25 protein-coding genes and 2 pseudogenes are annotated in these 25959 nt (G+C 61.6%); 9 read left to right on the top strand and 18 right to left on the bottom strand.

Annotated features, from left to right (window positions below; genetic code table 11):
* Positions 1–56: 56 nt before the first annotated feature.
* The 7 genes from ACWKWE_RS03090 to ACWKWE_RS03060 form a co-directional block, all read right to left on the bottom strand.
* Positions 57–1292, bottom strand: a complete 1236-nt coding sequence (locus tag ACWKWE_RS03090) for an FAD-dependent monooxygenase (RefSeq protein WP_166594359.1) — start codon at positions 1290–1292, stop codon at positions 57–59.
* 101 nt (positions 1293–1393) lie between these two features.
* The gene (locus ACWKWE_RS03085) at positions 1394–2353 is read right to left on the bottom strand and encodes a PDR/VanB family oxidoreductase (RefSeq protein ID WP_483849580.1); all 960 of its coding nucleotides are present in this window, start codon (positions 2351–2353) and stop codon (positions 1394–1396) included.
* Complete coding sequence (locus tag ACWKWE_RS03080; protein WP_166594357.1) at positions 2340–3398, bottom strand: aromatic ring-hydroxylating oxygenase subunit alpha; 1059 nt, start codon at positions 3396–3398, stop codon at positions 2340–2342. The genes ACWKWE_RS03085 and ACWKWE_RS03080 overlap by 14 nt, the downstream gene beginning before the upstream one ends.
* 224 nt (positions 3399–3622) lie before the next feature.
* Positions 3623–4324 carry a TetR/AcrR family transcriptional regulator gene (locus tag ACWKWE_RS03075; RefSeq protein WP_166594356.1) on the bottom strand — a complete coding sequence of 234 codons (702 nt, stop codon included), beginning with the start codon at positions 4322–4324 and terminating at the stop codon, positions 3623–3625.
* Positions 4325–4452: 128 nt separating this feature from the next.
* Positions 4453–5145 carry an RES family NAD+ phosphorylase gene (locus ACWKWE_RS03070; RefSeq protein WP_483849579.1) on the bottom strand — a complete coding sequence of 231 codons (693 nt, stop codon included), beginning with the start codon at positions 5143–5145 and terminating at the stop codon, positions 4453–4455.
* The gene (locus ACWKWE_RS03065) at positions 5139–5543 is read right to left on the bottom strand and encodes an antitoxin Xre-like helix-turn-helix domain-containing protein (RefSeq protein WP_483849578.1); all 405 of its coding nucleotides are present in this window, start codon (positions 5541–5543) and stop codon (positions 5139–5141) included. The genes ACWKWE_RS03070 and ACWKWE_RS03065 overlap by 7 nt, the downstream gene beginning before the upstream one ends.
* Positions 5544–5645: 102 nt before the next feature.
* Positions 5646–6347, bottom strand: coding sequence for a CerR family C-terminal domain-containing protein (locus ACWKWE_RS03060; protein ID WP_483849577.1), 702 nt, complete (start codon positions 6345–6347; stop codon positions 5646–5648).
* 98 nt (positions 6348–6445) lie between these two features.
* On the opposite strand from ACWKWE_RS03060, the gene ACWKWE_RS03055 reads away from it, so the two are divergent.
* Genes ACWKWE_RS03055 through ACWKWE_RS03045 form a run of 3 tightly spaced genes read left to right on the top strand, consistent with a single transcriptional unit; the run spans position 6446 to position 10552 of the window.
* On the top strand, positions 6446–7555 hold the full coding sequence (locus ACWKWE_RS03055) for an HlyD family secretion protein (protein WP_483849576.1): 1110 nt from the start codon (positions 6446–6448) through the stop codon (positions 7553–7555).
* Positions 7548–9125 carry an MDR family MFS transporter gene (locus ACWKWE_RS03050; protein ID WP_166594351.1) on the top strand — a complete coding sequence of 526 codons (1578 nt, stop codon included), beginning with the start codon at positions 7548–7550 and terminating at the stop codon, positions 9123–9125. Before ACWKWE_RS03055 ends, ACWKWE_RS03050 begins: the two co-directional genes overlap by 8 nt.
* Complete coding sequence (locus tag ACWKWE_RS03045; RefSeq protein WP_483849575.1) at positions 9125–10552, top strand: efflux transporter outer membrane subunit; 1428 nt, start codon at positions 9125–9127, stop codon at positions 10550–10552. Before ACWKWE_RS03050 ends, ACWKWE_RS03045 begins: the two co-directional genes overlap by 1 nt.
* 16 nt (positions 10553–10568) lie before the next feature.
* On the opposite strand, the gene ACWKWE_RS03040 is transcribed toward ACWKWE_RS03045, so the two are convergent.
* From ACWKWE_RS03040 to ACWKWE_RS03030, 3 genes are all read right to left on the bottom strand, one after another.
* A complete protein-coding gene (locus tag ACWKWE_RS03040) occupies positions 10569–10895 on the bottom strand; it encodes a hypothetical protein (RefSeq protein WP_483849574.1) in 327 nt (108 codons plus the stop codon).
* 296 nt (positions 10896–11191) lie between these two features.
* A complete protein-coding gene (locus tag ACWKWE_RS03035; RefSeq protein WP_483849573.1) occupies positions 11192–12118 on the bottom strand; it encodes a carbon-nitrogen hydrolase family protein in 927 nt (308 codons plus the stop codon).
* A 9-nt stretch (positions 12119–12127) separates the two neighbouring features.
* The gene (locus ACWKWE_RS03030) at positions 12128–13450 is read right to left on the bottom strand and encodes an MFS transporter (protein ID WP_483849572.1); all 1323 of its coding nucleotides are present in this window, start codon (positions 13448–13450) and stop codon (positions 12128–12130) included.
* Between the two features lie 93 nt (positions 13451–13543).
* On the opposite strand from ACWKWE_RS03030, the gene ACWKWE_RS03025 reads away from it, so the two are divergent.
* The 3 genes from ACWKWE_RS03025 (at position 13544) to ACWKWE_RS03015 (ending at position 16252) form a co-directional block, all read left to right on the top strand.
* A complete protein-coding gene (locus ACWKWE_RS03025) occupies positions 13544–14467 on the top strand; it encodes a LysR family transcriptional regulator (RefSeq protein WP_166594346.1) in 924 nt (307 codons plus the stop codon).
* A 140-nt stretch (positions 14468–14607) separates the two neighbouring features.
* Positions 14608–15669 (top strand): NAD(P)H-dependent flavin oxidoreductase, encoded by a 1062-nt coding sequence (locus tag ACWKWE_RS03020; protein ID WP_483849571.1) that lies wholly within the window; start codon positions 14608–14610, stop codon positions 15667–15669.
* Between the two features lie 49 nt (positions 15670–15718).
* The gene (locus ACWKWE_RS03015) at positions 15719–16252 is read left to right on the top strand and encodes a LysR family transcriptional regulator (RefSeq protein ID WP_256665136.1); all 534 of its coding nucleotides are present in this window, start codon (positions 15719–15721) and stop codon (positions 16250–16252) included.
* Positions 16253–16475: 223 nt separating this feature from the next.
* On the opposite strand, the gene ACWKWE_RS03010 is transcribed toward ACWKWE_RS03015, so the two are convergent.
* The 3 genes from ACWKWE_RS03010 to ACWKWE_RS03000 form a co-directional block, all read right to left on the bottom strand.
* Positions 16476–17462, bottom strand: a complete 987-nt coding sequence (locus tag ACWKWE_RS03010; RefSeq protein ID WP_483849570.1) for an alpha/beta fold hydrolase — start codon at positions 17460–17462, stop codon at positions 16476–16478.
* A gap of 248 nt (positions 17463–17710) precedes the next feature.
* Positions 17711–17944: a tautomerase family protein gene (locus tag ACWKWE_RS03005; RefSeq protein ID WP_166594342.1), complete on the bottom strand. Its 234-nt coding sequence runs from the start codon at positions 17942–17944 to the stop codon at positions 17711–17713.
* A gap of 24 nt (positions 17945–17968) precedes the next feature.
* On the bottom strand, positions 17969–18385 hold the full coding sequence (locus ACWKWE_RS03000) for a VOC family protein (RefSeq protein WP_483849569.1): 417 nt from the start codon (positions 18383–18385) through the stop codon (positions 17969–17971).
* Between the two features lie 254 nt (positions 18386–18639).
* On the opposite strand from ACWKWE_RS03000, the gene ACWKWE_RS02995 reads away from it, so the two are divergent.
* Positions 18640–19551, top strand: coding sequence for a LysR family transcriptional regulator (locus tag ACWKWE_RS02995; protein ID WP_483849568.1), 912 nt, complete (start codon positions 18640–18642; stop codon positions 19549–19551).
* A 105-nt stretch (positions 19552–19656) separates the two neighbouring features.
* Positions 19657–20283: a CGNR zinc finger domain-containing protein gene (locus ACWKWE_RS02990; protein WP_483849567.1), complete on the top strand. Its 627-nt coding sequence runs from the start codon at positions 19657–19659 to the stop codon at positions 20281–20283.
* 236 nt (positions 20284–20519) lie between these two features.
* Here the strand turns inward: ACWKWE_RS02990 and ACWKWE_RS02985 are convergent, their stop codons facing one another.
* Complete coding sequence (locus ACWKWE_RS02985; RefSeq protein WP_483849566.1) at positions 20520–21911, bottom strand: aldehyde dehydrogenase family protein; 1392 nt, start codon at positions 21909–21911, stop codon at positions 20520–20522.
* Between the two features lie 160 nt (positions 21912–22071).
* Here ACWKWE_RS02985 and ptrR point away from each other — a divergent pair, with 160 nt between their 5' ends.
* A complete protein-coding gene (ptrR, locus tag ACWKWE_RS02980) occupies positions 22072–22962 on the top strand; it encodes a putrescine utilization regulator PtrR (protein WP_483849565.1) in 891 nt (296 codons plus the stop codon).
* 5 nt (positions 22963–22967) lie between these two features.
* On the opposite strand, the gene ACWKWE_RS02975 is transcribed toward ptrR, so the two are convergent.
* The 4 genes and pseudogenes from ACWKWE_RS02975 to ACWKWE_RS02960 all read right to left on the bottom strand — a co-directional run.
* Positions 22968–23654 (bottom strand): dihydrofolate reductase family protein, encoded by a 687-nt coding sequence (locus tag ACWKWE_RS02975; protein ID WP_483849564.1) that lies wholly within the window; start codon positions 23652–23654, stop codon positions 22968–22970.
* Between the two features lie 103 nt (positions 23655–23757).
* Positions 23758–24156: a RidA family protein gene (locus ACWKWE_RS02970; RefSeq protein ID WP_483849563.1), complete on the bottom strand. Its 399-nt coding sequence runs from the start codon at positions 24154–24156 to the stop codon at positions 23758–23760.
* A 312-nt stretch (positions 24157–24468) separates the two neighbouring features.
* Positions 24469–24720, bottom strand: a pseudogene (locus tag ACWKWE_RS02965) (hypothetical protein); the annotation flags it as partial.
* A 177-nt stretch (positions 24721–24897) separates the two neighbouring features.
* A pseudogene (locus tag ACWKWE_RS02960) lies at positions 24898–25347 on the bottom strand (phage infection protein); the annotation flags it as partial.
* Between the last annotated feature and the right edge of the window lie 612 nt (positions 25348–25959).

Genomic DNA, 25959 nt, shown 5'->3' with positions numbered 1-25959 from the left:
TGACCTCTCCCGTTATCGTTCTGTCCGATCTGCAATCGTTGGCTGTGCAACGACGATCAGGCAGGGATTTTCTGCGCCAGCGGGAAACGGGTTTCGCAGTCCCGGGCGTCGTATTCGTAGACCCAGTTGGCCTGAATCCCCACAGCATTCGGGTTGAGCAATTGACGCCAGCGGTAGGCCATGTCGCGCTTGAGCTGCGACCACGCCGACGGCAGGTGATAGGTGCGCCCGCGCTCCCGTGCTTCCAGTTGAACCCGGCTGGTGCGCGGCAGGCGTTCCAGTTCGTAGGCGCGTAGGGCCTGCTGCAATTGGCGCGGCCCGTGATACGCCAGGGACTGGGCCAGCACGTACCCGTCTTCGATGGCCATCGCCGCGCCTTGGGACAGGAACGGCAGCATCGGGTGCGCGGCGTCGCCCAACAGCGTGGCGTTACCCTTGGACCAGGTCTTCATCGGGTCTCGGTCGAACAGGCCCCATTTGAAGATCGCGTCGGGGTCGGTGCGCTTGAACAGTTCGATCAAGTTCGGGTGCCAGCCTTCGAACCCCGCCAGCAATTCCTGCTGCGTGCTCTTGGCGTTCCACGACTCCTCGACCCACGACGGGTTTTCGTTCACGGCGACGATGTTCACCATCGACCCGCCTTTCACGTAGTACGTCACGACGTGGCCTTTGGGCCCCATCCAGAAGCTCGAATCCGGGCTGACAAACGGCAGCGGGTGTTTATCGACGTTGACCAGCGCACGCCAGCACATGTGGCCGGTATAGTTCGCCGCCTCTTCGCCCCACAATTGCTCGCGAATCACCGAACGCACGCCATCGGCGCCGACGATCAAGTCCGCCTCGAATTCCGAGCCGTCGGCGAATTTCGCCACGGCGGTGTTGCCCAGTTGCTGCAAACCCACACAGTGAGCGCCAAAGGTGGCTTGCCCCGGCTTGATGTCGCTCGCCAGCGCGGCATGCAGGTCGGCCCGGTGCACGTGATAGAACGGTGCGCCGTACAGGGCCGGGCAGGACTCTTTCAGGGGCGTGCGAAACAACTCACGGGCGGTTTTCCAGTTGCGCCCCACCATGGCGTCGGGCAGAAAGCCGATCTTTTTCAGCTGATCGTCCAGCCCCAGCTCACTCAGCACCTTGACCGCGTTAGGGGTCATCTGCACGCCCGCGCCTACTTCGCCGAACATTGGCGCACGCTCGAAAATCCGCGCTTCGATGCCGCGCTGTTCGAGGGCTCGGGCCAAGGTGACGCCGCCGATACCGGCGCCGATGATGCCGACTCGCAATGCTCTGTCCACGGGTGTTCCTCCTGCCGCGCAAGAAAGTTTCGCGCTGGCCTCTTGTAATAATTGATCAACCAATTAATTAACCGGCGAAAAAAACGCCGGGCATTCCAGCGCTACAGGTCGAGTACCAGGCTGTCGCCAACGCCGCGCGAGCAGCAGATCATCATGCTTTCGCTGCGCTCCCGCTGCTTGGGGGTCAGCACCGTGTCGCGGTGATCGACATGTCCGCCAAGCACCTTGACTTCACAGGCGCCGCACACCCCTTCTTCGCAGGAATACGCCACGTCGACACCCGCCGATTCACAGACCTGCAACAGGCTCAGTTCGGCCGGCACGGTCAGCGTCAGCCCCGAGCGTTGCAGGCGTACCTGGAAGCTGTCGCCGGGTTGCAGCGCATCCGTCGTCGCGCTGAAACGCTCGCGATGGGTGTTGGCTTCCGGTCGGTCCAGCGTCAGTCGGTCAAACTCATCGACCATGCCTTGCGGGCCGCAGCAATACAGCTGAGCGCTGTTGGGCAAGGTCGCGATCACGTCCTTCAAACGCGGCGGCGCAGCCCCGCCGCAACGGGTGTGAAACAGTTGCACGCCGTCCCTCTCGTGACACAACGCTTCATGGAACAGCATGTGTTGCGCGCTCGCCGCCCAGTAGTACAGAAACACCGTGCGCCCGCTGGCCTTCAACTGCCGGTACATCGAGATGATCGGCGTGATGCCGATGCCGCCCGCAAACAGGTGAAACGCCTCGTCGCTGGGCATCAGCGGGAAGTGATTGCGCGGCGCCGACACCTCGTACGTCGCGCCCACCACCGATTCGAAATGCAGCTTGCGCGAGCCACCCTTCCCCACCTCAGCCAGTTGCACCGCAATCCGGTACTGGCTTGGCTCGGTTGCTGGCCACAGCAACGAATACTGGCGCAGCAGGTTCGGGGCCATCGCCACGTCCACGTGAGCACCCGGCTCGTAGGGCGGTAGCGGTTGCCCGTCGAGGGATTCGAAGGTGTAAAGGTTGATGCCCGGCGCGCCGTATTCGATGGCGCGCAGACGCACGCTCAACAAGCCGTCAGATAACGCCATATTGGATGCCCTTGTTGCGCAACCAGGTGCGGTAGCGCTGGCCCATGAGGTCGGTGCGGTGGTGCAGCTCGTAACGCAGTTCGGTGGGGATGCGCTCTGGACGCTGTGTTTCGACGATGTCGCGGTCCTGGCCGAACACCACGTCGGCGCGGGCGCGCACGGCGTCGGCATCCGGTCGCGGGTTGACGTCCATGGCGGCGCACACCCGCACGATGCAATTCACCGCATCCAGCGGCTGCACGGTGAACAGTGTCGCGAAGGTGTCGGATTTGTCGCTGATGACATTGCCTTCGGCGTCGGAGTCCTGGGTGCGTTTGGAGAAGTAACCCACCAGCGGACGGAACGCGTGGTAGGTATAGAACGCCACCAGCGGCTTGCCCCGCGCATCGCCCCACGGCTGGAACACACGCACTTCGGAAGAACGCAGGCCGGTGTCGACCTCCTCCACGGTGTACGGCTCCAGACGATCGGGTTTGTCCATCACGCCGTTGAGGCCGGCGTGCACGAACGGAAAGTGCGACGCATCAATGAAGTTTTCCACCGCACGGAAACCGTTGGCGGCGTATGGGTACGGGCCGCTGTGCACCTTCATGAACACGTCGTTGTCCCACTCTGGGAACACCGGAATGTCCGAAGCGGGTTCGCCCAGACAAGTCCAGACGAAGCCATAACGCTCCACCGCCGGGTACGGAAAGGCGCGGGCTTTCTTCATCGGTTTTTCGTCCGGCGCGGCAGGCATCAAGGTGCAGGCGCCGCTGCCGTTGTATTCCCAGCCGTGGTACGGGCATACCACGGAGTCGTTCTTGATCCAGCCTTTGGACAGACGCGCGCCACGGTGAATGCACAGGTCTTCCCAGACGTGAATCTGGTTGTCGGCGCTGCGCCAGACGATCAGCTCGCGCTCCAGCAGGCGCACGGGATAGATCGTACCTTCGACGAAATCAGTGCTGTAGCCCACGACGTGCCAGTCATTGAGCAGCACCGGGTCTTGGCATCCGTCTGCGGCGGTGACCGGTTGATGAGAGGAAACGGCAATCAGGTTCATCACGACTCCTTTGCTTTTCTGGGTGTAACCACTCAAAAGCTGTAATTAATTAATCAACCTTTTAATTAATAGATAGCAGAAGCTGTGCCAAATGCAAAAAAATGTGACAACTACCTGATTCTTATGGATTTTCTATTTAAGCCGTCGATTCGTCGCCGTTACGTCTCGCACTTGTTTGGGGAGCCGCTCCCCAATCTGGTGCCGTTTTACCCACCTGTAACCCGTTACGCCGACATCCCGCCCACCACGAAACTGGTGACCTGCTGAATCAGCGATTGCCAGTCTTCGGGGTTGTATTGCCCGTCCGGCAGGCGCTCTTCCATGCGATGGCTGTCCGAGAACGCATATAAGTACGTGCCCACCATCAAGGTTATGCGCCAGTTGGCGTCCAGATCGCTCAACCCCGGCACGGCATCTTTCAAGGCATCGACGTAACGTTGCGTGGACGTGCCATAGGCTTTGTCCCGCAACGCGTAGGAAATATTAGGCGGCTCAGTGTGAAGTCGCGCCTGTAAACGAAGGAAATGTCGCCCCTGCACGGACGTCCTCAGCACTACGGTCGGCAACAGGAACGCCTCGACAATCGCCCGCGCCCCCGGTACCTGGCCCTGGGCTTGTAGCGTGTCGAGGTTTTTCAGGCGCTCATCGGAGATCGCGCTGCCGCGTCGCAGGAACACCTCTTCGAACAGACCGTATTTGGAACCGAAGTAATAGCTGATCAGCGCCTGTGTCACGTTGGCGTGTTGGGACACTTCGCGCATGGTGGTGCCGGCGTAGCCCAAGTTGGCGAACAGCTCCTCGGCGGCGTCCAGAATCACGTCGCGCAAGTTGCTGGCGCCTTCGGGGCGTCCCGGGCCTTTTCTGTTGGTCTTGGCCTTCCCTTCAGGAGAAGCGGCCTTGCCACGACGGCCAATGATTGTCTGCATGGGTACGGGTTACCTTGAGCGGCCAAATTCGATGTCGGGAGAGGCCCATTGGGGCCTCTGAAAACCGGAGCCCACAAATTAATTGATTAGCTCTTTAATTCCTAGCAGCGATCATGCCAGTGGCTGGTTCACGCCCCGGACAAGCGACTCACGCTAGTAATCCGCCCGTTCCAGATCATTTCGTAATGCGCGCTCTGGTGGATCGAGGCGACGTGCCGAGGCGTGAGCAGCCCCCAACACACATTGCCCGGCGAGCGAACCGAGTGATAACGCAGCCCCGTCACGCTCTTGTGTTTGAGGGCCGCACCCAAGGCACGGGACGCGCTGTAGTCGTCAGGGGCGTAAATTGGGTGGGAGGACGGGAGCACGGTGGCATCGACGCTGCCGACTTCGCGAAAACGGCAGGACAGGCTGCGGAACACGAAACGTTCGTAGTTGAGGTCGGCAACACGGGACCAATACTGCTGCTGGTGATGACGCACCTCGGCGACGGCCGTTTCCACGGTATCCGCCAGGTACAACACCCCGAACTCACCCGCGCTGAAACGCGAACCGTCGGCATTGACATGAGTGAACGGCGCGGTGGCGTAGGAGCAGCCGGGAATGCCGAAGGGGATGTCCTGACGAGGAATCAGCTCCAGCCTGCCGACCTCATTCAACAGGCGTGGGTTAGTCATGGCCTGGAACTGAAACAGGGTATCGAACTCCTCCGCATCGGCCACGTCGTTGAACAGGTCGATGGGCGGGTATTTAGAGTTGACCAGTCGGTGGGCGAGCCGTTTTTCATCCGGCAGAACAGGCAAGTCGTCCGGATTCACCATTGGGCGCCCCGCAGGGCGTCGATCCGGCGGAAGGTTTCGTAGAGGGAAATCATGTCGCCCTGGGCCATCACGTCCAGCGGCTTGCGGCCGTTGAAGAACGCGTTGTGGTTGTCCATGGACGGAAAGCCGTAGACGTTGTCCGGGTTGTCGAACAAGGTGCGCAGCGCGGCGTGAATGTTCAGCACGAAACTGATGCGCTGCATCTGATCGAGGTCCAGCGCCACGGACCACTCAGCGTCGTCCTGCCGAGCCCGGGTGTAGGTGCTGCGGGAAATGCGCAGCATGCGACAGGCCTGATCGCCGGAGGCCTTCCATTTGTCGAGAATCCGCAAGGCCGTGCGCAAGCCCACCACGCCTTGGGATCGGGAAAGTTGCGGTTGTTGCAACGCCACAGTCATCACAGTGCCCTCTTGATCTGTAGACCCTAATTTATACCCATTGCGTCTACAGATGCAAATTCTGGCAAAACTGTCCGACGAGCGTTCGAGGTTTCAAGGCCGCTACGCGCCCCGCTGCCTGACGAGTCCTTCAAGAGTAAAACGGGCCTGAGTCAGCACCACGTCTCGCACCAACTCCATTTCTTGCTGATCGATGGCGGTCCAGTTCAGCGCTTCCAGCAGCTTGGGTTTCTGCACCCGGAACGCCAGCCCCTGGGTGAACAGCGCCATGGAGTGAATGATCGTGCGCTCATCGTCAACGGCCAGCCCGGACAGGCGGGCGATCAGTTGCCGGATGACCACGCCGATGCGTTTCTTGAAGCGGTCCTCGAACGCGTTCGTCGCAACCTCGGGGCACAGTCCGGCCTGATGCCGGTCGAGAAACGCCCGCCACGCCGTGGTTTGCGGGCTGTCCTGGATGGTCGAAACCACCGCGCTCAAAATCCCCAGCGACACCTCGATCAGTGCCGGGTCACCCGACGTTTCGTCGGCCAGCGCCGTTTCGGCTGCCTCGACCGGAGCGCCCATCTTGCCCCACAGCAGCATGATCAAATGCTCGACGCAGGCGAGATAAACGCCCTCCTTGCCATCGAAGTAATACTGCAAGGCCGGGGAATTCAGGCCTGCTGCGGTGGCGATGTCACGGGTCGAGGCGCCGTCGTAACCACGCTCGCCAAACACCGCGACGGCGGCTTCGATCAGGCGGGCGCGGGTCTCTTCACCCCGTTGGTAACCCCCTTCGGCGGCAGGTTTGTGTCGTGCCATGTGCTGCTCCTTTTCAGTGACCGCCAAAATATACCGATTGACAAAAAATGGCGAAGAAACGAATTTATATCACCTGATACAAATTCGGAGTTGACCTGATGTCCGTTGCACAACCTACCCCTCAGGTCGCCCCTGAAGAAACCGCCACCGGCCAACGTGGCAAAGCCCGACGCATTCTGCTGACCCTGGGCTCCGTCGCCCTGCTGCTCGCCGTGGGCTGGGGCGTGTGGTGGTGGCTGCATGGCCGCTTCATCGAAACCACCGACGACGCCTATTTGCAGGCCGACAGCATCAGCGTCGCGCCGAAGATCAGCGGCTACGTCGGTGAAGTGCTGGTGGCCGACAACCAGCCTGTCAAGCGCGGCGACATCCTGGTTCGGCTCGACGCCCGCAAATACCAGGCGGTGAGCGATGAAGCGTCAGCCACCATCGCGGCGCGCACAGCGGACCTGGCCAAGGCCGAAGCCGACCTGGTGCAACAGGACTCGACCATCGCCGAGGCCCAGGCCCAATTACAAGGCGCGCAAGCCGACGCCAGGCACGCGCAAACCGAGGCCGCCCGTTATGCGCCGCTCGCCCGATCCGGGGCCGAGCCGGAAGAACGCCTCGCACAACTGAACAATGAACTGGCCCAAGCCCGCAGCAACGTCGCCGCCAAGCAGGCCGCATTGCGGTCAAGCCAGACCCGCTACGGCACGCTGCAAGCGCAACTCAAACAGGCTCAGGCGCAACTGGGCGTGGCCAAGGCCAGCGAGGCGCAGAGTCAGCTGGACGTTGACGATGCAGTGATCCGCAGCCCGCTGGACGGCCGCGTCGCCGATCGGGGCGTGCGGGTCGGTCAGTACGTCCAGCCCGGCACGCGGTTGCTGACCGTGGTGCCGGTGAACGCGGTGTACCTGACCGCCAATTACAAGGAAACCCAGATTGGCGAGATGCGCGCCGGTCAGAACGTGGTCGTGCACGTCGATGCCCTGCCGGGTCGCGACCTGCAAGGCCACATCGACAGCCTCGCCCCGGGCACCGGCGCCCAGTTCGCGCTGTTGCCGCCGTCCAACGCCACCGGCAATTTCACCAAGATCGTGCAGCGGGTGCCGGTGCGCATCGCGCTGGACGTGACCGATGACGTGCGCCCTGCCCTCGTGCCCGGCCTGTCCGCGACGGTGGACGTGGACATTCGCACCGCCAAGGCAGACGCCCATCATGGCTGATGCCGCTGCCCTTCCGGCCATCGCCGAGACACCCCGCAACGCCTCGTTGACCGACTGGATCGCCGTCGCGGCGGGTTCGTTGGGGGCGTTGCTGGCAACGCTGGACATCTCGATCACCAACTCGGCGCTGCCGCAGATTCAGGGGCAGATCGGCGCCACCGGCACGGAAGGCACCTGGATCGCCACCGGTTACCTGATGTCGGAAATCGTCATGATCCCCCTCGCCGCCTGGCTGACCCGCGTGTTCGGCCTGCGGCGTTTTCTGATCGGCACGGCGCTGATGTTCACCTTCTTCTCGCTGTTCTGCGGCCTGTCATCGAGCCTCGGCGCGATGATCGCCGGGCGCATCGGTCAGGGTTTCGCGGGGGGCGCGATGATTCCCACGGCGCAGACCATCGTCCGCACGCGCCTGCCGCCGCATCAATTGGCGATCGGCACCACGCTTTTCGGCATGACCGCGATTCTCGGTCCGTTGATGGGGCCGGTGGTGGGAGGCTGGCTCACGGAAAACATCAACTGGCGCTGGTGCTTTTTTCTCAACCTGCCCATCAGCATCGCACTGATCACCCTGCTGCTGACCGGTCTGCCCAGCGAGCGCATGAACCTGGAACGCTTCATCAAGGCCGACTGGCTGGGCATCATCGGCCTGGCGATGGGGCTGAGTTCGCTGACCGTGGTGCTGGAGGAAGGCCAGCGTGAGCACTGGTTCGACTCGCTGCTGATCGTCTGGCTGAGCCTTGCCACGCTGCTGGGTTTCTTTTTGATCGCGGTGGGCCAGGTCCGCTCCAGTACGCCGATCCTGCGTCTGCAACTGGTGCTCAACAGCAGCTTCGGCAGTGTCTTGCTGATCGCCACGGCGGTGGGCGCCGGGCTGTACGGCACGGCGTATCTGGTGCCGCAATTCCTCGGCATCCTCTCGGGCTACAACGCCGAGCAGTCGGGTTCGATCATGCTGCTGTCAGGCATTCCGGCGTTCTTCCTGATGCCGATCCTGCCGAAGATGCTGGGGCGTTACGACCTGCGGCTGATGGTCGGCGCGGGGCTGCTGCTGTATTGGGCCAGCTGTTTTCTCGACACCGAACTGACGGTTCAGAGCGTGGGCCACGACTTCACCCTGTCGCAGTTACTCCGAGGGTTCGGCCAGATTCTGGTCATGCTGCCGTTGAGCCAACTGTCGATGCGTTCGGTCGAGGCCAAAGACGCGGGCGACGCCGCCGGGCTGTACAACATGTCGCGCAACCTGGGGGGCACCCTCGGCCTGGCGCTGCTCGGTGTGTTGATGGACCGACGCAGTCACTACCACGACGACGTGCTGCGCGAAGGCATTCTTGCCAACAGCCAACTGGCGCAGGACCACATGGCCAGTGACACCGCCCGATTTCTGGCCCAGACCGGCGACCCGTCCACCGCCCAACTCCAGGCCTTCGCGCAACTGGGCAGCGACATTGCGCAGCAGGCGTCGGTGCTGGCCTACAACGATGCTTTTTATGTGCTGGGGATGGCCATGCTGGCGTGCTTCCCCCTGATCTTCATCCTGAAAAAGCGCGCCGCGCAGGCAGGTCCACGATAATGATTCCCCGTTCATTCCCCCTCCTGCTGCTGTCCGCTGCGCTGTTGTCGGCCTGCACCGTCGGCCCGGATTACCACGGCGCACCGAACGTGGCGCCGAAAACCCTGGCGGCCGGTCAACTCCCCCACGCGGACGCCCACGCCGCCCCGGAACCCGCTGTCGCCCAGTGGTGGCAGTCGCTTGGGGATACGCAGCTCAATGCGCTGATCAGTCAGGCGATGCAAAACAGCCCCGACATCGCCACGGCTCAGGCACGGCTGCGGCAATCTCGCGCCAGTCTCAAAGGCGCCGACGCCGAGTTGCTGCCCAAAATCAGCGGCGATGCCGCAATGCTGAAACTGCGCTCTCCTGACACCTCTGTATTGGGGGGTGACAGTGGCGGCGGTGGTCGTGGGCCGCTGACACTGTACCTCGCCGGGTTCGACGCCAGTTGGGAGGCCGACCTGTTCGGCGGCTCGCGTCGCGCCATCGAAGCCGCCCAGGCCGAAGCCGAATCGTCACAGGCCCGGCTGGCGGACGCGCAGGTGCAACTGGCGGCAGAGATCGTCCAGACCTACGCCGACCTTCGCGACCAACAGGCGCGTCTGGCGCTGGTCGAGGCCAGCGTGGCCATCGAAGATCAGGCACTGGACCTCACGCGGCAACGCCGCAGCCGGGGCGTGGCGTCACAATTGCAACTGGAGCAAGTGCTGACCCAGGCCGACAACACCCGCGCCCAGCGTCTGCCGCTGCAAGCCTCGATTGTCGAATCGGTGGACCATCTGAGTCTGCTGTGCGGGCTGGAGCCCGGCGAACTCGACGACAAACTGAACACCGCGCAACCCATGCCGTCGATCCCCAGCCAGGTGCCCTTCGCCGACCCAGCGGCGATTCTCAAGGCGCGCCCTGACATCCGCGTGGCCGAACGCGCCCTCGCTTCCAGCAACGCACAGATCGGCGAAAAGAAAGCCGACTGGTTCCCGAAGCTCAGCCTGACCGGAGACCTGTCGTTCTCCGCGGCCGACCCCGGCCACCTTGCGCGCAAGGAAAACGGCACGTGGCTGTTGTTGCCGCGCCTGACCTGGAACATTCTGGATTTCGGGCGCGTGGCCGCCAGCGTCGAAGGCGCCGAAGCCGGGCACGACGAAGCGCTCGCGCAGTATAAAAGTGTGGTGTTGAGTGCCTTGCGGGATGCGGACGTGTCACTGGCGCGCTACGGCCATCAGCGGGAAAACGTCGTGCTGTTGCGCAACGTCGAGGCCTCCGCCGTACGCGCCGCCGACCTCACCCAGCAACGCTATCGCGCTGGCACCGCCAGCACGCTGGACTGGCTTGACGCCGAACGCACCCGCTACCAGGCGCAGGAAAGCCGCATTTCCGGTGATGCAGCGCTGCTCAAAGATTTCGCCGCGCTGCACAAATCGCTGGGACTCGGTTGGGTGCTATAGACCGTAGCGGGCTGAATCACACGCAGTCTTTGGCGGCCTGGCCCACGCCCGACGACAGCAGGCTGCGTTCATAGATGAACACCTTGCCACCGCTGCCCGCCTTATAGGCTTCGATCACGTTGTCGGCCGCCAGTGAGCTGGACATGGTGATCCGGTAGTGGCGCTGGGTCTGGGACAGCAACGGGCTCAGCGAATGACTTTGCAGCTTGGGCACCACACAGGCCGCGAACTGCTCCGGCGACTTGCTGGTTTGCAGGGTCAAAGTGGGTTCGTTGGGCGCAGAAGCACAACCGGTCAACACGGCGAAAGCCGTCAGGGCCATCGAAGCAAGGGTCAGACGCATGGGGGATTCCTGTCATTCGTGCTGCCCCAGCGGGCAGCTTTTCTAATGCAGGCCATTGTCCAGATCGGGCGGCATAACTGAACTTGTAATCCTTGATGCTGACTATCACCGTTAACGATAAAAAGCCTGTCACCCGCTGAGCCATCTGCTCAGGAGATAACCACCATCGCGTAATTTCGTTACGGCCTCCACGCCCGTATCGCTTAGCCTGACCAAGTCCCTTTGCCCTCAGAAGACGCCTAAAAACGATGCGCAATCCTCATCTCAAGCGCCTTCCCCTGTCGCGTCATGACGGCTTATTTAAAGCTCACCGGACGCATCGCCTTGGTGTTGACCTGCAACTCGAACACGTCGGGCCGCGAGTAATGGCCGCAGACATCGAAGTCCAGGTTGGATTTGTTCAGCATCGCCAGGTCGACGTCGGCGTACAGCTCGGTTTCGGTGTCGAACACCGGCCCCGCGAGCACTTCACCCATGGGGCTGACGATCATGCTGCCACCGCGCATGATGTATTCGTCGGCGTTGAATTCCAGACCGAACGCCTCCTGATAGCTGTGCGGGTACTCGTTCAGCTTGATCGCCTGGCAGGCCGACAGCACGAACGCTCGTCCTTCCAGCGCGATGTGCACCATCGAACTGCTCCAGCCCTTGCGGTCATCGGCGGTCGGTGCGCAATAGAACTGAGTGCCTTGGGCGTACATCGCCTGCCGCAGCGCCGGCATGTAGTTTTCCCAGCAAATCACGTTGCCAATGATGCCAATCTCGGTGGGCACCGCCTCGATGGTCGAGCCGTCACCAAACCCCCAGATGATGCGTTCCTGGCCAGTGGGCATCAATTTGCGGTGATAGCTTGCAATGCCTTTGCCGGGCACGAACGTCACGGCGGTGCAGTACAGGGTCCGCCCGAAACGTTCGATGATGCCCATGACTGCGATCACGTTCACCTCAGTCGCGCACTCGGCGATGATGGCCAGCTCGGGCCCGTCCAGCGCAACGGCGCCTTCGAAATATTCGTTGTAGAGGTCCCGGCCATCGATGGTCCGGTTACCGACGACGCTGCCGAAACTCTGGCCCTTGGGATATCCGCCGATAAAGGCTTCCGGGAAGACCGCCAGCCGCGCGCCCTGGCTGGCGACGCGGTGCAAAATCTCACAGGCCTTTTCGGCGCTGGCCACGGGGGCGAACGGAACGGAAGAGGCTTGTACAACGGCGATACGGGTCATGCTGTTCTCCTAGTACGCAGAAATGTTGTTGTCTTTGGTTTCTGGAAGGGTCATCAACAGCACGGCAAAACACAGGGCCGACACTGCGGTGAGGTAAAGCGCGGGCATGTTGACGTCGCCGGTGGCCTTGATCAGCGCGGCGGCAATGAACGGTCCGGGGCCTGCCAGCGTCGCCAACGCCAGGTTATGGCCCAGGGCGGCACCGGTGGAACGAATGGAGGCCGGGAAGACTTCCACCAGCAGCACCACGTCCATGACCGCCGTGATCGCCACCAGAATCGCGAACACCAGCAAGGCTGTGATGATCAGCGCGGTGCTGCCACTGTTGAGCATCCAGAAGATCGGGTAGGCCATGACCGTCAGGCCCGCAGCGGAAAACAGCACCAATGTGCGGCGGCCAATGGCGTCGCTGATGCGCCCAATGACCGGGTTGACGATGCAGTACACCACCAGCGCGGCGCTGCACAGCCACAACGCGGTGCTTTTCGGCAGGCCGACGGCGGTGACCAGATGGTTGTTGGCGTAGGTGATGAAGTAATACAGCGACACCCCGAACAGCGCCGAAAACGCGTACGTGGTGATGAACGCCTTGCGCTTGGCCGCGCGGGACGGCAGCGACACATGGGCAGACTGACGTTGTTTGACCAGTTCTTCGTAGACCGGGGTGTCGCCCAACTTGCGGCGGATGAACACGGCGATGCCGGTCATGACGATCGAGACCACGAACGGCACACGCCACCCCCAGGCCATCAGTTGCGCGTCCGTCAGGTTCGAGGACAGCATCGCCGCCGTAAACGTGCCGACCAGAAACGCCAGCCCGGCGGTGCCGGTGATCACACTGGCAGCTGTGGCCCGGCGGTGGCTCGGCGCGCTTTCCACAATGTAAATCCCGGCGCTCGACCACTCGCCGCCGACCATCATCCCCTGAATGAAGCGCAACGCGATCAACAGGATTGGCGCCGCGATGCCAATGGCCTCGTACGAGGGCAACAGGCCGATGATCGTGGTGCAAATGCCCATGCCGAACACCGTCACAATCAACACGGCGCGACGACCCAGCCGGTCACCCAACGGCCCCAGCACCAGAGCGCCCAACGGGCGGGACAGAAAGCCGACAGCGAACACGGCCAGGGACGAGAGCAGCGAAACCCCCGCTGCGGTGGAGGGAAAGAACAGCGTGCCGATGATCCCGGCGAAGTACCCGTAGATCGCGAAGTCGAACCATTCCATGAAATTGCCGATACCAACGGCGATCGCCCGCTTGTTGATGTCGACCCGTTCCGTGTCGGAAGCCGACGCTTCCCTTTGTGCCGAATGTTGTGCCACGCTCATTGGACTGCCCCTTTGGTTGGTCATTTCTGGTTATGTGTGTCGTGCGGGGGCATCGTGAAATGGCCAGGGAGCGGTGACAAACGATTAGGAAATATGAGCCGGATTAACGTACGTAATATCGCGCGCATGGACCTGAACCTGCTGCTGACGTTTCACTGTCTGATGACGGAACGCAGCGCCACGCGGGCGTCCGCCGTCTTGCACGTGACTCAGGGCGCAGTGAGTTCGGCGCTTCGGCGTCTGCGCGAACACTTCGGCGATGAGCTGTTCGTGCGCACCAGTGCCGGGATGCAGCCCACACGCAAGGCACTGGAGATCGCGCCGATGATCACCGAGGCGCTGTCCACCGTGTCTGCGCTGCTGGGGTCGGACACCTCGTTTTCACCCGAGGAATCCCATTACGTCTTCAACCTCGCGATGTCGGACGACCTCGAAGCGTTTCTCGCACCCCGGCTCGTCGGTGCCGTGTCTCAGGAACGGCTCGGCATTCGCTTCGCCTTTCACCAGACCAACAGTTCGCTGTGGAAGAACGCGCTGCATGATCCGGCGATGGACCTGGTGATCTGCAGCGAGCCGAAGGATTTCAGTACGCAATACTCGTCACAGGTGCTGTTTTCGTCGTCCTATTCCTGCCTGTACCGGCCAGGAGCAGGCGAATCGGAGCCGCTGGAACTGGACGATTATTTTGCCGCGGAACACGTGCGAATCTGCTTCGACGGACGACGGGGGTTCATCGATGACCTGTTCGAGGCGGCGGGCCACACGCGCAAGGTGACGGCGTCGTTCACCCACTTCGCCGGGGCGCTGACGACGCTGTTGAGCACCGACGTGGTGGCGACGATTCCGACCTTTGCGGCGCGCAGTTTCGCCCAATACATGCCGCTGACGACCTGCCCGGTGCCGCTGGCCGTGCCGTCGTTTCGCTGCTTCATGGTCTGGGACATCGCCAAGCAGGACAAACCCCAGCATGAGTGGATTCGCAGCTTCATCTCCCAGGTCACGAGGGAGCTGAAATAGCGGGCGAGAAGACCCCTGCAACGCGCGACCCGCCGTGCTTTTCTGCACACCCGTTGCGCACCGACGACACGAGTCCGGGCATTCTGTTCCGATCAGGCCTGGACGTCTGAACCCTTGATTCGAACCACCAGGAGTCACCCATGAGCCACCGCATCCTCGACCTTTTCGGTATTGATCTGCCCATCATCCAGGCCCCCATGGCGGGCGCGACCACCGCGAAAATGGTCATCGAAGCCAGCAATGCGGGCGGCCTGGGTTCCCTGCCGGGGGCGATGCTCTCCATTGAGCAAATGACCGCCGCGCTGGACGAGATTCGTGGGCAGACCCGCAAGCCGATCAACCTGAATTTTTTCTCCCACATCGCGCCCGCCGCTGACCCGGTGAAGCAGATGGCCTGGCGATCGAAACTGGCGCCCTATTATGTCGAGCTGGGGTTGGACCCTGCCGAGCCGATTCCCTCCTCGGCGCGGGCACCCTTCGATGACGCCTATTGCCGTGTCGTCGAGCAGTACCGGCCCGAGGTCGTCAGTTTCCATTTTGGCCTGCCGGATGAAGCGCTGTTGAAGCGCGTGCGCGCCACCGGGGCGAAAATCATCGCGTCGGCCACCACGGTCAAAGAAGCGCAATGGCTGGCCGAGCGTGGTGTCGACGCGGTGATTGCCATGGGCTACGAAGCGGGCGGTCATCGGGGCAACTTCCTGACCCACGATATGGCCGCGCAGGTCGGGCTGTTCTCGTTGGTGCCGCAGATCGTTGATGCTGTGTCGATCCCGGTGATCGCAGCGGGGGGCATTGCCGAGGCGCGGGGTGCGCGGGCGGCCTTCGCGTTGGGGGCCGAAGCCATTCAGGTGGGCACCGCGTACCTGTTGACGCCGGAAGCGAAGATCAGCGATTTCCACCGTCAGGCACTGCTGAATGCCGACGACGACAGCACAGTACTGACCAACCTGTTCACGGGCCGTCCGGCGCGGGGCATTCTCAACCGCCTGATGCGCGAAATCGGCCCGCTGTCCGAACACGCCCCGGCCTTTCCCACCGCAGGCGGCGCGCTGATGCCGTTGCGTGCAGTGACCGACAAGGCCGGGGTCTCAGACTTCACCAACATGTGGGCGGGCCAGTCCTTCAGGCTCTCGCCACAGATGACCACTGCTGAGCTGACCCGTCACTTGGGCGGCGTGGTGTTGAACCTTTCCGGAGCCTAAGCGGTGGATCAAGGGCGCGGGGATTCAACCCATCGAGCGGCTGGCCAGGATGCCGGTGATGTACCCGGGCCTCGACATTGATCTGGCCACCGACCTGCGCTCGGTCAGCCTGGAACGGCATCAGGCGGACATCGCCGTGCGCATCGGCAAGCCACTGGATGGCAATTTCATCGCCAAACCACTGGGTCGACTGGCCTTCGGGTATTACGGCACGGACGACGTCTGCCGCGCCGTCGAAGCCGGTGGCGATCCGAAATTCATCAGCTTCGATGAAGAAAATTCGGACATGCCAGAAGCGTTGTGGCTCGCCCGCCACTTCCCGTCCGCACGGGTGCCGTTTCGCGCCAACAACCACATTGCCCAGGCCACGGCGGCCCGGTTCGGATCGGGGCTGGCGCTTGTGCCTCATTACGTGGGGCGACAGGAACCGACGCTGCGGCTTTGCCAGTTGAAGAGTGCCCCGCCGCCCAGGGAGGCATGGCTGTTGATACGCCCGCAGGATCGGAAAGACTTGCCCATTCGGGCGGTCGCGGATTACCTGATGGAGACCTTCGAGCAGGAACAGGGGTTGTTTCTGGATTAGGCACGGCGGCTTCTTGCCGCGTATGGCCGCGTCGCCATGAAGGCTCGGGCCTGACACAGGACTGCGGAAGCGGCCTGAATAACCTCATTAAAACCTTTGGGCAAGTTAGGGTTTATTTGAAGAAACCCAACCGACGCCCATAAAAAATGGCGACCACAATGGCCGCCATTTTCACGTTCTGCTTTAGCTTCAAGTGTGTCACTTGACCCTCGAAGCGGCCGCCTTACTTGCGCTTGACGTTATGGTCGAGGAACTGAACGATCGCCGCGCCTATTTCATCGACGTGAGTTTCGAGTGCGAAGTGACCGGTATCGTAGAAACGAACATCGGCATGTTTCAAATCCCGCTTGAAGGCTTCTGCACCGGATGGCAGAAAGAACGGATCATTCTTGCCCCATACGGCCAGGAGCGGCGGCTGGTGTTCGCGGAAGTACTTCTGAAACTCGGGATACATCGCGACGTTGTTACGGTAATCGCGAAACAAATCCAGTTGAATTTCAGCGTTATCACCGCGAGCGACATGCGCGGCATCCATCAAGTACGTTTCCGGTGCGACCACACTCGGATCTTGCGTGCCGTGCGTGTATTGGTCCCGGATGGCATCTGTCTCAAAGAACGGACGCAATGCATCGCGGTTCTGCTGCGACGGGTCTTTCCAGTATTTCTGAATCGGCGCCCAGCCATCGCTCAAACCCTCGACGTAGGCGTTGCCGTTCTGGGTGATGATCGCAGTGATGCGCTCAGGGTGGGCTTTCGCCAGACGCCAGCCCACCGGTGCACCGTAGTCGAACACTTCCATTGCGTAGTGCTTCAGGCCGAGCTGTTCCGTGAACTGATTGATCGTGTTCGCGATGTTCTCGAACGAATACACATAGTGATCCCGGGCCGGACTTTCGGTCAGACCGAAGCCTGGGAAATCCGGCGCAACCACGTGATAGCGCTTGGACAGGATCGGGATCAGGTTACGGTACATGAACGATGAAGTCGGGAAACCGTGCAGCAGCAAAACAGTGGGGTTGGCCGGGTTGCCTGCCTCACGGTAGAACACTTTGACGTCATTGACTTGCGCGTAGCGGTAATGCACTTGCTGGAAAGTTTGAACACTGGACGTCATGGTTTTCTCCGTGGCCGCCTGAGCGGTTGTGATGCCTGAACCGACAGCGATCGCCGCACTGGCGCACATGGCCGCCAGCAATTTATTGAACGTCATACGTTGTGATCCTTGATAGGTAAACAGGAGGTCAGCATGGGGCGTTCCCCCTGCAGGCCTGCGTTGAAGTGGGTTCATCCTTGCATACGAATAAGTAACCTGTCAAACATGTTAATGCAGGTTATTTTCTATAAACGAACAGGAAAATGCAGGCGCAGGAGGGAGCTACACACGGGCAGCCGTGCGCACCATGAACGTGGAAAGAGGAATGAAACAAGACGTCCCTGTCTTGCGGGCACGCCGTAGCGTCAGGACGTGCGTTTGAGGCTGTCCCGGTATTCTGAAACCGTGACACCGCCGACACCCCAACTGTCGAGGTCGACCTCGTCAATGACGACGAACGTGGAATCGAGCGGCTTGCCCAATACGTCGAGCAACAACTGGCTGACGCCTTGAATCAAGGCTTTTTTCTGTTCCGGCGTGGTGGCACTGGCACCGGGCGAGGTGCCTTCCCGGGTGACTTTGATGTTGACGTAAGGCATCGATTCATCTCCTGGTGTTGGGAGTCACTTGGCCGTGGCGGCCGGGGCGCGAGTGGCGAATTCAACACGAATCCCGCCTGGGATTGCGCAAATGAAATGGGAGCGTAGAGAGTCGGGCCCTGTCGGCTGCGGCGCGAATTCCACGACCACGCCGGGGTAGGCACTGACTTTCTCGAACACGTCCGGCAAGTCGGTCACGGCCAGGGCAAGGTGGTGCAGGCCAATGTTTTTTCGGCGGTCGAAGCGTGTGGCTGTCTGCGGGTCCGCCACCTGCCAGAGCGTGACGGTCACGGTGCCGTCGTTGACGAATGCCGAAGGATAGGCCGGGTTGCGCCCGACTTCTTTCCAGCCCAGGCATGTGCAGAAAAAATCGACGGTCTGGTCGAGGTCTTCCACGGCCAGCCCTACGTGGTGAACACCTTGGGTCAGTGCGTCACTCATGACAAATTCTCTTGGATGCCGTGTTGATTTTGAAGGGACAGACCCAGGCTGCGGCATCACCCGGGGTCGCGTGTACAGTCATAGCCCAGCCTCGGCGTCGGCGCCGGTTTCGCGCGCGACAAAACTCCGCTGCGTGGCGCCACACAGACGGTTCTTGCGCTGCCCAAAGGGCTGGACCAGACTATGAACCCTCCGCGGAACCTTGATAATCCAACGTTTTCGGGAAAGACCTTCACTGTTTTCGGGAAGATGAAGTGGACCGTATCGAAGCGATGAACCTGTTGCTGAGCACCATCGAAACCGGGAGTTTTTCCGCTGCCGCTCGTGCCTTGCGGATTCCGGTCCAGACGGTCAGCCGCAACATCGGGGACCTCGAAAAGCATTTGGGAACGCAGTTACTAACGCGCACGACGCGCAAACTCGGCCTGACCGATGCGGGGGTGATTTATGCCGCCGCCGCGAAGAAAATCCTCGAACAGGTCGCCGAAGCGGAACGTACGGCTGCGGGGGAATTCGTTGCGCCTCGGGGGGAACTGGTCATCTCCGCCCCGCTGCTGTTTGGCCGCCTTCACGTGCTGCCGGTGGTGGCGGATTTCCTCGGACTGTTTCCCGAAATCAACGTCAGACTCGACCTGCGAGACCGGAATGTCGATTTGCTCGACGACCAGATCGATATGGCCGTGCGCATCGGCCATCTACCCGACAGCGGCATGATTGCCACCCGCGTCGGTGCGGTGCGCGGAGTGATCTGCGCCAGTCCCAAGTTGCTCGCCGAACATGGCGTGCCGCAGACGCCCCTCGACTTGAAGCACATGCCGTGTATCGCCACAGACGGTCCGACGTTGACCGCTGGCTGGCGCTTTCAGGCTCCGGACACCGGCGCGTCCATTGAGGTGGCCTTTGCTCCGCGCCTCCTCACGGGGGCCAACGCGCTGGTGGACGCCGCCGTGCAAGGTGTGGGGTTCGCCCGACTGCTTCATTACCAGGCCCATGAAGCCATCCAGGCCGGAACCTTGCGCATCGTCCTCGAAGAATACGAATTGCCGCCCTTCCCCATTCATATCCTGCACGCGCCTCACCGTCACATGCCGTTGAAAATCCGTCGATTTCTGGACTTTGCCAGTCCGCGCCTGCGCGATGCGCTGGCGCCCCTGTCTTCACCATGAGCGGCTTCGGTCATTCGTCAGTGCGCAGTGTCACTCACGAAACCGTAACTTGGCCAAGTGCATTTCAGGGGTTACCATTGGCCGATTCTTCGTTGGGGAACCTTCATGACCTCCAAGCTTCGCGGCCCCGCCATTTTCGTCGCAGACGCCCCTGCACTGGACTTTCTGAATTCCATCGCCACGCCGATGACCGAACCTGTCGACTGGATCAATGACGGTGACGGCTGGCTGGACTGGTTGCGCCAATCGGGCTGGGTCGACGAATCCGTTCTTAACACCCTGCGTGAAAGCGCGCTGCCGGGCGAGCTGGACAACGCCGCCGCGCAAGCAAGATCGCTCCGCGAGTGGTTTCGGGCGTTCGTGCTCAAACACCGAGGGCAGCCCCTTGATCCGTCGGCCGCTTCGGAACTCGGATCGCTGAATCGTTTGCTGGAACGGGATGAGAAGTACGCGGAAATCACGGCCGGCGAAGGTCTCGACGGAAAACTGTCCCTTGGCCTGAAACGGCGCTGGCGTACGCCGGAATCTTTGTTGTTGCCCGTAGGAGAGGCGATTGCCGAGTTCCTGTGCACCGAGGATTTTTCAGACGTCAAAAGCTGCGAAGGACCGACCTGCACCCTGATGTTCGTTGACCACACCCGAGGCAAGAAACGCCGCTGGTGCAGCATGGCCGCCTGCGGCAACCGCGCCAAAGCAGCGGCGCATCGGGAACGGCAGAAGAAGTCGGTTTAGGTCGGCGATTGCGGCAGCGCAAATTACCGGAACACGACACGCTCCCACAGTTGAAACTGCGCCAGTCGCTTCGCTGCCGTCGTAACCTCCGGCGTCTCCCACAGTGTGCGGCGTGCAGGGAGGTTGCGGATCACATGGCTCTTTGTAGCAGCACGGCGTGCCCATCACAGAACACAAAAGAAAAACCCCGCGCAGTCATTGATTGCGCGGGGTTCGGTGCTACCGGCTGACGCCGATTAACGACGATCCAGCCAGACGGTCTGCGCGTTGCAGAATTCGCGGATGCCGAAGTGCGACAGCTCCCGGCCGAATCCGCTTTTCTTCACGCCGCCAATGGGCACCCGGGCGTCAGAGGCGGTGTAGCCATTGATGAACACGCCGCCGGTTTCCAGTCGCGCCGCGATGTCGCGGGCCTTTTCGACGTCCGCCGTCCAGACGCTGCCTGCCAGACCGAACTCGCTGTCGTTGGCAAGTTCGACGGCATGCTCAGCATCACGGGCGACGATCAAGGACGCTACGGGGCCAAACAGCTCTTCCGTAAACGACGTCATGCCTGGCCGCACATCCGACAGGATCGTCGGCGCATAGTAATTGCCCTCGCCCGCGACCTTTTCACCGCCGAACAACAGCGTCGCGCCTTCGCTCAGGGTTTTCTGCACTTGGGCATGCAGCTCGTCGCGCAGGTCGTAACGGGCCATTGGACCGACGTAATTCGCCTCATCCAGCGGATCACCGACTTTCAGCGCCTTGACCGCCGTCACAAACTTCTCGGTGAACGCGGGCAGCACGCTTTCTTCGACGATGATGCGCTTGGCCGCCACGCAAATCTGGCCACTGTTCTGATAACGGCCGATCGTCGCGGCCTTCACGGCCTCGTCCAGATCCGCGTCCGCCAGCACGATGAACGGGTCCGAACCGCCCAGCTCCAGCACGCACTTCTTCAACGCTGCACCGGCCTGAGCGGCGATGGCAGCACCGGCGCGCACGCTGCCAGTGACGGCAACCGCGGCAATGCGTGGATCGGCAATGGCTTTCGAAACGCCTTCGTTGCCGACGTTGATCACTTCGAACACACCTTCCGGCAGACCGGCTTCGGCCCAGGCATCACGCAACAGGTACGCGCTACCCATGACGTTGGGGGCGTGTTTGAGGACGTAGGTATTGCCCGAAAGAATCATCGGGATCGCGCCGCGCATCACCTGCCAGATCGGGAAGTTCCACGGCATTACGGCCAGGATCGGGCCCAGCGGCAGGTAATCGATGTACGCCTTGTCGTTCTCGACCGGGGTCTTTTCCGGGGCCAGCATGGCCGGGCCGTTTTCGGCGTACCACTCGCAGGTGGCAGCGGTTTTTTCCACCTCGCCACGGGACTGGGCGATGGGCTTGCCCATTTCGGCGGTCATCATCTGCGCCAGTGCCTCGGCGTTCTTGCGCAAGACCTTGGCGATTTTGCGCAACTGCTCGGCGCGCACGCTGATCGGCTCCTTGCGCCAGGCTTTGAAGCCAGCGGCAGCGCGGCTCAGGGACTGCTCAAGCTCGGCAGCCTGTTCGAACGGATACTCGGCAAACACCTTGCCAGTGGCAGGGTTCAACGAAATGGCGTGAGACGAAGATGCGTGTTGCGACATGAGTAAATGCCTCCTGTGGTGGTGTGACCTTCACACTGAATGCCGTCCGACGGCCACCCATTGCTGAAGTCTTGGGACCACGATAGGCTCTCCAAACCATTTCCGATAATGAATAATTATCAAAAACACATTCTCAAAACGTGAAAGGTTGACCGCCCACATGGACCTGACCCAACTCGAACTGTTCAAGGCCATTGCCGAAGAAGGCAGCATCACCGCGGCGGCCCAGCGCCTGCACCGTGTGCCGTCCAACCTGACCACTCGCATCAAGCAACTGGAACAGGAACTGGGCGTCGATCTGTTCATTCGCGAAAAACTGCGCCTGCGTCTGTCCCCCACCGGCTGGACGTTTCTCGACTACACCCGGCGCATTCTCGATCTGGTTGAGGAGGCGCGTCAGGCCACCTCGGGGTCCGAGCCTCAGGGCGCGTTTTCACTGGGTTCCATGGAAAGTACGGCGGCCGTGCGCATCCCGTCCCTGCTGGCGGCGTTTCACCAGCGCTACCCCAAGGTCGAGCTGGACCTCTCAACCGGGCCTTCCGGAGACATGATCGACGGTGTGTTGTCAGGCCGGCTGAGTGCTGCGTTCGTCGATGGGCCACTGCGTCACCCCGAGCTGGAAGGCGTCGAGTTGTTCGAAGAGGAAATGCTGCTGATCACCGCTGCCAGCCATGATCCCGTGACCCGTGCGCTCGATGTGAACGGCAAGACGGTCTATGGCTTTCGTCAGAACTGCTCCTACCGCCGCCACTTCGAAGCCTGGTTCAAGGCCGACATGGCCACCCCCGGCAAGATCCTCGAAATGGAGTCCTATCACGGCATGCTGGCCTGTGTGACCGCGGGCGCGGGCGTGGCGATGGTGCCGCGCAGCATGCTCGAAAGCATGCCAGGCAGCCCCAACGTCCGGGCTTATCCGCTGAGCGAAGACTTCCGCTACTTGAACATCTGGCTGATCTGGCGACGGGGCGTGCGCTCGCCTGCGCTCAACGCTTTCATCGACCTGGTGCAGAGCGCCGTCGAGCATGCCAACGAGCCGCGCCTCGCCGGATGACTCCATCAGGCCTTGGTGTAACGCAGCCACACAGCGCCGCCTTCTTGAACCTCGGCAGACGACAGCTTGAGGTGCGCGGGCTGTTTCCAGGCGCCCGGCGACACTTCAAATGAAGCGGGGTGTTCGCCACGACCGTCCACCAGCGGCAGAACCAGCACGCTCACTTCGTCCACCAGACCGGCGTTGACGAACGAGCCGCTGACATGGGGCCCACCTTCGACGATCAGCCGTTTGCAGCCCAGTTCTCTGCTTAACACGTCCACCACGTGCTGGAGATCGATTTCGGTTTTTCCCGCAAACAGGTACGAAACACCCACGGATTGCAGGTGCGCGAGGTAGTCGTCCGAAACGCCCTCGGTGAGCACTTCAACCACGTGGGAACCCAGCGCCTCATTTTTCTTCCAGCCCACCTTGCCGTGGGGGTCGATGGAAATGGCATAGGTGTCGGCTTTCCGCTCGACGAAGTGATCCGTGCGCGGAATCGCACCCTTCGCCAAGCCTTTCGGATAGCCGTCGTCGTGGGCGATTTCCTGCATGGTCACGCGACCGCAGATCCAGGCATCGAATTCGAAGGTCTGGGCCAGCGTTTCGTAGAGGTCGCCCGCGGATTTCTTGAAGGCGCGGTCCCAGCCGTCGGTGAGCGCGTGGCCGTCGAGGGACGACATCATGTGGCAAATGACATAAGGCTGCATGGCAGACTCCAGCAATGGATGAGCGATGTAAAACCGACCCGGATGGCGCAGCGTTAGTTCAGCCCATCCTCCACGAGCGGCCGGCTGTCATACCGCCCAATGATCACGCCCGACGCCGCACCGCCACGCATTTGATTTCCACCAGGATGCCGGGGTGCGCCAGTTCGCTCACGCCGATGCAGGTCCAGGCGCACAGGCCTCGGGGGAACAGCCGGTTTTTCACATCACGAAACATCGGCATGTGCTGCGACATGTTCACGTGGTAGGTGGTCATGTCGACGATGTCTTCGAACGTGCAGCCTCCCGCTTCGAGCACCTGACGCAGGTTGTCCCAGGCAGCGATGAACTGTTGTTCCGGGTCGTCGATCACCTTGAGGTCGGCGGTTCTGCCGACTTGTCCGGCGCAGTACAACGTGTCGCCGACGCTCACAGCAGGGGCGTAACCGGCGCGTTCAACGAGGGATGTCATGGTGTCGGGAACAATCAGCGTACGGTCAGTCATCGGGCGGTCTCCTGTTGAAAGAAGGCGCGATTATGCCGTCGAGGGAGGGCACGCGAGTAGCGGAAGCAAAAAAAGCCCGCCCTCGATGCATTGAGGGCGGGCTTTCACGTTACGTCAGGATCATCGGGTAAGTTTGTCGTAATCCATCTCACCGGCCACTTCGCGGAAGTTCATGTGGTCGAGTTTTTTCTCGTCCTGAGCCGCCACGCGGGACGCGCCGACCTTGTCCGCGCCATCGGATGCGAGGCCGCGTTCAGGCTGGCCGTTCGCAGCGACAGCGTTGGCGCCGACGTGATCTGCTCCGTCAGCAGCAACACGATTGGCACCGACGCGATCCGCGCCGTCGGCGGCTACTCGGTTGGCTCCCACACGATCGGCGCCGTCAGCGGCTACGGAGTTCGCACCCACATGATCCGCACCGTCGGCCGCTACGCGATTGGCACCTACACGATCCGCACCGTCAGCTGCTACTCGGTTGGCTCCCACACGATCAGCGCCATCAGCCGCTACGCGATTGGCACCTACACGATCAGCGCCATCAGCAGCAACGGAATTTGCGCCCACATGATCAGCACCGTCAGCCGCTACGCGATTGGCACCTACACGATCAGCGCCATCAGCAGCTACGCGGTTTGCACCCACACGATCAGCGCCATCAGCAGCTACGGAATTCGCGCCCACATGATCAGCACCGTCAGCCGCTACGCGATTGGCACCCACGCGATCAGCGCCATCAGCAGCTACGCGGTTTGCACCCACGCGATCTGCACCATCAGCCGCTACGCGGTTCGCACCGACTCGGTCTGCGCCGTCAGCAGCGACACGATTCGCACCGACTCGGTCTGCGCCGTCAGCAGCGACACGATTCGCACCGACACGATCCGCGCCGTCAGCCGCTACGCGGTTGGCACCTACGCGGTCAGCACCATCTGCGGCTACGCGATTTGCACCGACGCGATCAGAACCGTCGGAAGCGGTGGCATTGGCGCCCACGTGATCCGCGCCATCGGACGCGGTCGCATTCGCTCCGACATGGTCGCTGCCATCAGAGGCCGTTCGGTTCGGGCCGACTTTCTCGGAGCCGTATTCCGCCACGGCCTTGCCAGTGTTCACATCGGACGCCGCATACGCGGTGGACACACCCAAAGCCAGCACGGAAACCGTCAGGCCCCAAACCCATTGCTTATTCATCGCCGATTGCTCCAAGTGTCATGTCTGTCGAGGCGGGCGAATCGCCCGGCCAGTGAATGTCTTCGACAATAAAAACGGTGCCCTCAAATAAGGACGGTCTACATTTCCAGACTTGCATGGATGGCCTGTGCAGCCAGCGAGCGGCGTTTGACTGGACAGTCGGTATCAACGGCGAACGCCCGCGTCTGCTCAGGTTAGTCCTGATTTCGGGCGTGTGCCTCAATCGCGAAGCTTCATCCGCCCGATGGCAAACTATCTGCCATTAAACGCTTCGAGTGGGCCGTGTGCTATTAGTTCTGTGGGCTTAAATAAAAGCACGATTGTGCAAGTTTTGAGGGGTACTAACAGACTTTTGAGTTATGGATATCTAATGTGTATGCGCCAAATAAGTGCAGACGGAAAAGAACTAAGGCCATAAAGGCTAACGCTATACGCTAACGCATCAGTTTGCATAGTCACTGAACGCGTCGCGTACTCTAACAAGCGCTGCACAACGCTTTTGATTACGGGCCGTGGGAGTTGGCTTGCCTACGATCTGCTGCGCAGCGGCAGTAGAACCAAACACCTCCACCCTGTCAGACAGATCGCATGCTCTGAATTTGCGACTGCTTC

This window comes from Pseudomonas salicis, assembly GCF_057128705.1.
This window is presented reverse-complemented; position numbering and strand designations above follow the sequence as displayed.

Coding starts and splice junctions, on each gene's coding strand:
- ACWKWE_RS03020 (WP_483849571.1), top strand. CDS start 14,608: ATGAGCCACCGCATCCTCGACCTTTTCGGTATTGATCTGCCCATCATC.
- ACWKWE_RS03065 (WP_483849578.1), bottom strand. CDS start 5,543: ATGACTGTGGCGTTGCAACAACCGCAACTTTCCCGATCCCAAGGCGTG.
- ACWKWE_RS02985 (WP_483849566.1), bottom strand. CDS start 21,911: ATGTCGCAACACGCATCTTCGTCTCACGCCATTTCGTTGAACCCTGCC.
- ACWKWE_RS03050 (WP_166594351.1), top strand. CDS start 7,548: ATGGCTGATGCCGCTGCCCTTCCGGCCATCGCCGAGACACCCCGCAAC.
- ptrR (WP_483849565.1), top strand. CDS start 22,072: ATGGACCTGACCCAACTCGAACTGTTCAAGGCCATTGCCGAAGAAGGC.
- ACWKWE_RS03045 (WP_483849575.1), top strand. CDS start 9,125: ATGATTCCCCGTTCATTCCCCCTCCTGCTGCTGTCCGCTGCGCTGTTG.
- ACWKWE_RS03075 (WP_166594356.1), bottom strand. CDS start 4,324: ATGCAGACAATCATTGGCCGTCGTGGCAAGGCCGCTTCTCCTGAAGGG.
- ACWKWE_RS03040 (WP_483849574.1), bottom strand. CDS start 10,895: ATGCGTCTGACCCTTGCTTCGATGGCCCTGACGGCTTTCGCCGTGTTG.
- ACWKWE_RS02990 (WP_483849567.1), top strand. CDS start 19,657: ATGACCTCCAAGCTTCGCGGCCCCGCCATTTTCGTCGCAGACGCCCCT.
- ACWKWE_RS03080 (WP_166594357.1), bottom strand. CDS start 3,398: ATGAACCTGATTGCCGTTTCCTCTCATCAACCGGTCACCGCCGCAGAC.
- ACWKWE_RS03010 (WP_483849570.1), bottom strand. CDS start 17,462: ATGACGTTCAATAAATTGCTGGCGGCCATGTGCGCCAGTGCGGCGATC.
- ACWKWE_RS03055 (WP_483849576.1), top strand. CDS start 6,446: ATGTCCGTTGCACAACCTACCCCTCAGGTCGCCCCTGAAGAAACCGCC.
- ACWKWE_RS03085 (WP_483849580.1), bottom strand. CDS start 2,353: ATGGCGTTATCTGACGGCTTGTTGAGCGTGCGTCTGCGCGCCATCGAA.
- ACWKWE_RS03005 (WP_166594342.1), bottom strand. CDS start 17,944: ATGCCTTACGTCAACATCAAAGTCACCCGGGAAGGCACCTCGCCCGGT.
- ACWKWE_RS02975 (WP_483849564.1), bottom strand. CDS start 23,654: ATGCAGCCTTATGTCATTTGCCACATGATGTCGTCCCTCGACGGCCAC.
- ACWKWE_RS03015 (WP_256665136.1), top strand. CDS start 15,719: ATGCCGGTGATGTACCCGGGCCTCGACATTGATCTGGCCACCGACCTG.
- ACWKWE_RS03030 (WP_483849572.1), bottom strand. CDS start 13,450: ATGAGCGTGGCACAACATTCGGCACAAAGGGAAGCGTCGGCTTCCGAC.
- ACWKWE_RS03060 (WP_483849577.1), bottom strand. CDS start 6,347: ATGGCACGACACAAACCTGCCGCCGAAGGGGGTTACCAACGGGGTGAA.
- ACWKWE_RS03035 (WP_483849573.1), bottom strand. CDS start 12,118: ATGACCCGTATCGCCGTTGTACAAGCCTCTTCCGTTCCGTTCGCCCCC.
- ACWKWE_RS03000 (WP_483849569.1), bottom strand. CDS start 18,385: ATGAGTGACGCACTGACCCAAGGTGTTCACCACGTAGGGCTGGCCGTG.
- ACWKWE_RS03070 (WP_483849579.1), bottom strand. CDS start 5,145: ATGGTGAATCCGGACGACTTGCCTGTTCTGCCGGATGAAAAACGGCTC.
- ACWKWE_RS02970 (WP_483849563.1), bottom strand. CDS start 24,156: ATGACTGACCGTACGCTGATTGTTCCCGACACCATGACATCCCTCGTT.
- ACWKWE_RS03025 (WP_166594346.1), top strand. CDS start 13,544: ATGAGCCGGATTAACGTACGTAATATCGCGCGCATGGACCTGAACCTG.